Here is a 4862-nt window from a genome sequence, read left to right on the forward strand (position 1 = left end):
GGCTTCCCGGCAATTGATCGCACGCGCCCGCCTCAACGGCATCAAGGTGCTGCTTGGCACGCTGCCGCCCTTCAGCGGCGCCTTCGAAGGCCAGCCGCTCAGAACGTTCTACTCTCCGACCAAGGAGCGCGACCGTGAGGCGGTGAACGCCTGGATCAGGACATCGGGCGAAGCCGATGCCGTCGTCGATTTCGAGCGTGCGCTGGCCGATCCCGCCAACCCGTCGAGGCTGCTCGCCGCCTTCGATTGCGGCGACGGCCTGCATCCGTCCGACGGCGGCTATGCCGAGATGGCTAGGCTGTTCGAGGAAGCTTTCGAGAGCTTGCTTCGCGGCCAATAGGATTACCTGGTTCTGCTAGTGGCGGCTGCTGCCCGCGCCGGCGCCTTCTGGATGTTGGCGGCGCCGCCCATGTCACCATTCTTGGTGCGACCCGCCCCGGTCGTGCTCCAATATCGGCGCCCGTCGTCGGGTGCAATTCGGCGAAAACACGGATGGCCAACCTTAGAACAGGACGACGAGCACTTAGCATAATGGAGCTGGCAGAACAGCTCAGCTGTCCAGGAACAAACTGCAAGTCTTTCCGGTTTGGTGACCGAACCGATTGCGGTCACGAAAATGGTTGGACATAGAAGACATAATAATGAGCAGGTTGCGCAGCTACTGAGGCGCCAGTTTTCCAGTGAGATAATGAGGCGCCATCTGCGTGCACTTCCGCTGTTTCGGACCGAGAGGTGGCTCCCTGACCGGCTTGCCGGGTTGATGGAGGTTTTAAAGCGAAGTGAGGGTCGAGGACGACGGCGTTGATTCTTGCCTCTGGCCTGAAGCGTCGACGTCAGGCTGGACGCAAAGGTCGTCTTTCGATCCCAATGGAGAAGAGATGGTGAGCAATGCGGCCGCTCGATAAGGCGTTGCTTGGGGCTGTGGCAGGCGTCGCGGCGACCATGGCGATGACAGCAACGATGAGGCGCCTGCACGCAGTCCTGCCCGACGACGAGCGCTATCCGCTTCCGCCTCGCGAGATCGTCGACCGCACTTTTCCAGCTGTTGACGAGCGCGAAGCACGTTCAAGAACACTGCTTGCGCATTTCGGGTTTGGCGGTCTCACCGGTGCTTTGTTTGCCCTGCTGCCCACCACTCGAGGGAGCGGGATCGCCTACGGCTTATGCATCTGGGCGCTGAGCTATCTCGGTTGGATTCCCGCCGCCCGCATTCTGACCCCGGCGCACCGTCACCCCATCAGGAGAAACATGCTGATGATTGCAGCTCATGTCGTTTGGGGCCTGACGCTTTCGAGATCACTGAGAGAGATGGAACGCGCCGCCATCGAGGCGTTCGACCAGCAAGCCGAGAGGAGAAGCCGGTGACCGGGCCGCGCGTTCTGCGGAACGATCCGACCCTTCGGCCCGCCGCGCTGTCTTGTCCGGCGGGACATCGGCAATGAAGGTTCTCGTAACGGGATCGAACGGTCTCATCGGCACAGCGGTGTGCGCGCGTTTGGTCGCGTCAGGGCACGAGGTCGTGCGGGCCTCACGACGCCGATCAAGCCGGGCGGGGGAGGCGGGAACGGTCGCCATCGATATGGCGAAGGCGCTCGCCCCCGAGAACTGGGGCAGTGCTCTTCAAGGCGTTGACCTGGTGGTGAATTGTGCCGGTGTTCTGCAGGACAGCGCCAGCGAAAATACGACAGGGGTTCATGCATTGGGCGCAGCGGCGCTGTTTCGTGCCTGCCAGCAAGCCGGGGTGCGCCGGGTCATCCACTTTTCCGCTATCGGCGTCGATCGTGAGCAACCCTCGGCCTTCTCCGCCAGCAAATATGCCGGCGAGGAGGCCTTGATGACGCTCGACTTGGATTGGGTCGTGCTGAGACCCTCCGTCGTTCTGGGCCGCCCCGTTTTTGGAGCGAGCGCCCTGTTTCGCGGCCTTGCCGCGCTTCCTCTGCTGCCCTCCATGCCCGGCTCCGGCCGTCTGCAGGTGGTTCAACTTGAGGACGTGGTCGAAACGGTGGCGTTTTTCCTCAGCCCTGACAGCCCGTCACGGATCGCTCTCGACCTTGCTGGTCCGGACGCCTTCGCCATGGAGGAGGTAGTCGCGCATCACCGCAGGTGGCTTGGATGGGACGAGGCTCGCGTCCTGGCTCTCCCGAGATGGGCGGCGCGTCTACTTTATCGGCTGGGTGACGCCGTCAGTGTGCTGGGATGGCGCCCTCCCATGCGCACCAACGCCGCCCTTGAGATCAGCCGGGGAGCAACCGGTGATCCCGGACCCTGGAAGGCGATAACCGGGATCGAGCCGCGAGGTCTCCCGACAGCACTCGCCGCAAACCCAGCCACGGTGCAGGACAGGTGGTTTGCCGGCCTCTACTTCATCAAACCCGCGATCTTCACGGTGCTGCCGTTCTTCTGGATCATGACCGGAATCATATCCTTGACAACCGGATGGCAGAGCGGCGTCCAACTCCTGATCGGTACCGCGGTGAGCGCGCTGGCGGCGCCGTTGGTCATCGCCGGCGCGCTGGCCGACCTGGTCATCGGCCTTCTCATCGCGCTTCGCAAAACCGCGCGGGTTGGGCTCTGGGGAGCGATCGGCGTATGCGTTTTTTATGCATTGGCCGGCACGCTCCTGCGGCCCGATCTGTGGAATGAACCGCTCGGCCCGCTGATGAAGATCCTGCCGATCGTTCTTCTGCACTTCGTCGCATTGGCGATCCTGGAGGAGCGCTGATGCTCTACTTCGGTCTCAAATACCTCCATATCGTGGGCGCGGCGGTTCTGCTGGGGACGGGCGCTGGCATCGCCTTCTTCATGCTGCTTGCACACCGGACCGGCAACCCGGCTACCGTGGCCGCTGTCGCGCGCATTGTCGTGGTTGCCGATTTCCTGTTCACGGCAACGGCAGTTGTGGCGCAACCGATCACCGGCGTCGCGCTTGCCTGGCTCGTCGGCTATTCGCTCTGGGACGGCTGGATCGCGCTGTCGATCCTTCTCTACGTCGTGACCGGTGTTTTTTGGCTTCCCGTGGTCTGGATGCAGATGGAGATGCGCGATCTTGCCCTGGCGGCGGCGAAAGCCGGCCAGCTGCTTCCGCCGCGCTATCACCGGCTTTTCCGGCTCTGGTTCGTCTTCGGCTTTCCGGCCTTCGGCGCGGTCGCCGCTATCTTATGGCTGATGATCACCCGCCCGGCCATCGAATGGTTCGGGACCGGCTGATGCCGACGGGCCGAGCGAGCTCATCTGAGCTACGCCGGCAGGAGAGGCGCCGGCTCTGATTTCCCGTGCATGGACAAGAACGACTACACCAGCGCGATCGGCATGTAGCGGATAACCACCTTCTCCTGTCGAAACCACCGCTCGAGTGCGATCCGGCGTTCACGCCAGTCGATGAGATCGACCTCGTTGGCCATGACTTCGAAGATCACAATCTTGTCGGCGTTGGACTCGGCACCCTTTTTCCACAAACCGTCGGCAGGCGCCTGAAGGTAAGCAGTAACGCCTTCGAAGCGACTCGCCAGTTCTTCCTTCACGCGGTCGAAATCTTCTTGAGCGAAAGGCTGGCCGTTGTTGTCCGAGCAGGGGAGCAGGATCTGAACAAGATGCATCACAATTCACCGGTGAAAACTAGCACTTGGTATCGTCAAGATAGTTATGCATGTCGGTGGCTGCGATCGAGGCGTGGCCGAATGCGACAGCAATCTGATTGATTTCGTTGACCACATCGCCAGCGGCATACAGGCCTGGCACGACCGTGCGCTGATGCGCATCCACGACAAGATTTCCAAGCTCGTCGCATGTCGCCCCGAGATCTAGGCCAAGTTGCGACCTTATCGTGCATCCCATGGCTGGATAGACGGTATCGAATGAGGATGCTGTTCCGTTGGAGAGTTGAATGGTGGCCTGCTCTCCCGAGGGTCGTAGCGAATGAGGGATGCAGGGCTCGAGCTGGATTCCAGCTTCGTGGATCAGTCGGCCGGCATCTGCATCAATTTCACTCGAAGCATCGGTCGTCAGTACGGTGACGTCGCGAGTGTAGGTCCGCATGAACAATGCCTTCTTCACCGCCTCTTCCGCCGGGCCCAGGACTGCGACCCGCTTATCGATCACCTCATAGCCGTCACAGATCGGACAGAGGCGCAAGGTGCCGGCTCTGATCATATCGTCTGCCGAAGGCGTCTCTGGAAGCTTATCGACAATGCCAGTAGCCAGGAGCGCCGCGCGGGAACGAATGGCTGTCGAACCGATCGCAATAAAATCCGTTCCGTCGCGGCCAATCTCGTGGATTATATCGTGCCTAAGATCGGCTCCGCTCTGCAAAGCCTGCTGCCGCAGCCGATTCAGCAGTTCGGCGCCGGCTATGCCGTCGGGGAAGCCGGGACAGTTGCGCGTAATCGGAATGAGCTTCGCGCGGCTTTGACCGCAATCGACAACGACGACCCGGCGGCGAAAGCGCCCGAGATACGTCGCTGCTGCCAAGCCGGCCGGACCGCCACCGATAACCAAGCAGTCAATTCGTTCCCACTGACAGACGCTATCGTCTTCGATCACCAAAGAACTCCCGGGAGGTGATGCAGAGCTATTGCAAGCGGCTCGTGCCCGGCAAACGAACTTGTCTGTTGGTGACTAAGACCAAGGGCGTGCGCGACTGCTTCCCGGTTCTCATAAGAATGAGGCCGACACAGATGTCGCTCGTGAGGATGGCCTCGTTTCCTTCCGAACAGACAGAAACGAGGGCGCAAAATCCGTAAGCGCTGTTCTCAGGCCACGGCCCTGAGTTCGGGAGCCGGGATGTAGGCCCAGGGCAGCAGGTCGTCGATCTGGCTGTTCGGGTGGCCATTGACGATCCTGGTGAGGACATCGGCGAGATAGCC

Annotated in this window: 7 protein-coding genes; 4 read left to right on the forward strand and 3 right to left on the reverse strand. The window is 61.6% G+C overall.

Annotated elements, in window-relative coordinates:
- The 4 genes from EOA49_RS32930 to EOA49_RS30290 form a co-directional block, all read left to right on the forward strand.
- A partial coding sequence (locus tag EOA49_RS32930; RefSeq protein WP_245460844.1) for an SGNH/GDSL hydrolase family protein occupies positions 1 to 340 on the forward strand: 340 nt, incomplete at its 5' end.
- 548 nt (positions 341 to 888) lie between these two features.
- Entirely contained in the window at positions 889 to 1365 is a 477-nt protein-coding gene (locus EOA49_RS30280; protein WP_067318776.1) for a hypothetical protein, read from the forward strand.
- 73 nt (positions 1366 to 1438) lie between these two features.
- Complete coding sequence (locus EOA49_RS30285; protein ID WP_127241190.1) at positions 1439 to 2722, forward strand: SDR family oxidoreductase; 1284 nt, start codon at positions 1439 to 1441, stop codon at positions 2720 to 2722.
- Positions 2722 to 3207: a DUF2269 family protein gene (locus EOA49_RS30290; protein ID WP_127241191.1), complete on the forward strand. Its 486-nt coding sequence runs from the start codon at positions 2722 to 2724 to the stop codon at positions 3205 to 3207. The genes EOA49_RS30285 and EOA49_RS30290 overlap by 1 nt, the downstream gene beginning before the upstream one ends.
- An 83-nt stretch (positions 3208 to 3290) precedes the next feature.
- Here the strand turns inward: EOA49_RS30290 and EOA49_RS30295 are convergent, their stop codons facing one another.
- From EOA49_RS30295 to EOA49_RS30305, 3 genes are all read right to left on the reverse strand, one after another.
- A complete protein-coding gene (locus tag EOA49_RS30295) occupies positions 3291 to 3596 on the reverse strand; it encodes a hypothetical protein (protein WP_067318770.1) in 306 nt (101 codons plus the stop codon).
- Positions 3597 to 3615: 19 nt separating this feature from the next.
- Positions 3616 to 4539 (reverse strand): NAD(P)/FAD-dependent oxidoreductase, encoded by a 924-nt coding sequence (locus EOA49_RS30300; protein WP_245322269.1) that lies wholly within the window; start codon positions 4537 to 4539, stop codon positions 3616 to 3618.
- A gap of 209 nt (positions 4540 to 4748) precedes the next feature.
- The coding region (locus EOA49_RS30305) for a transposase domain-containing protein (RefSeq protein WP_135913840.1) at positions 4749 to 4862 on the reverse strand (114 nt) is incomplete at its 5' end.

It is taken from the genome of Mesorhizobium sp. M1A.F.Ca.IN.020.04.1.1, assembly GCF_003997315.1.
Taxonomy (GTDB): Bacteria; Pseudomonadota; Alphaproteobacteria; order Rhizobiales; family Rhizobiaceae; genus Mesorhizobium.

What these genes read in the sequence shown, in the direction of transcription:
- EOA49_RS30280 (WP_067318776.1), top strand. Translation starts at nt 889, where the DNA reads ATGCGGCCGCTCGATAAGGCGTTGCTTGGGGCTGTGGCAGGCGTCGCG.
- EOA49_RS30285 (WP_127241190.1), top strand. Translation starts at nt 1,439, where the DNA reads ATGAAGGTTCTCGTAACGGGATCGAACGGTCTCATCGGCACAGCGGTG.
- EOA49_RS30290 (WP_127241191.1), top strand. Translation starts at nt 2,722, where the DNA reads ATGCTCTACTTCGGTCTCAAATACCTCCATATCGTGGGCGCGGCGGTT.
- EOA49_RS30295 (WP_067318770.1), bottom strand. Translation starts at nt 3,596, where the DNA reads ATGCATCTTGTTCAGATCCTGCTCCCCTGCTCGGACAACAACGGCCAG.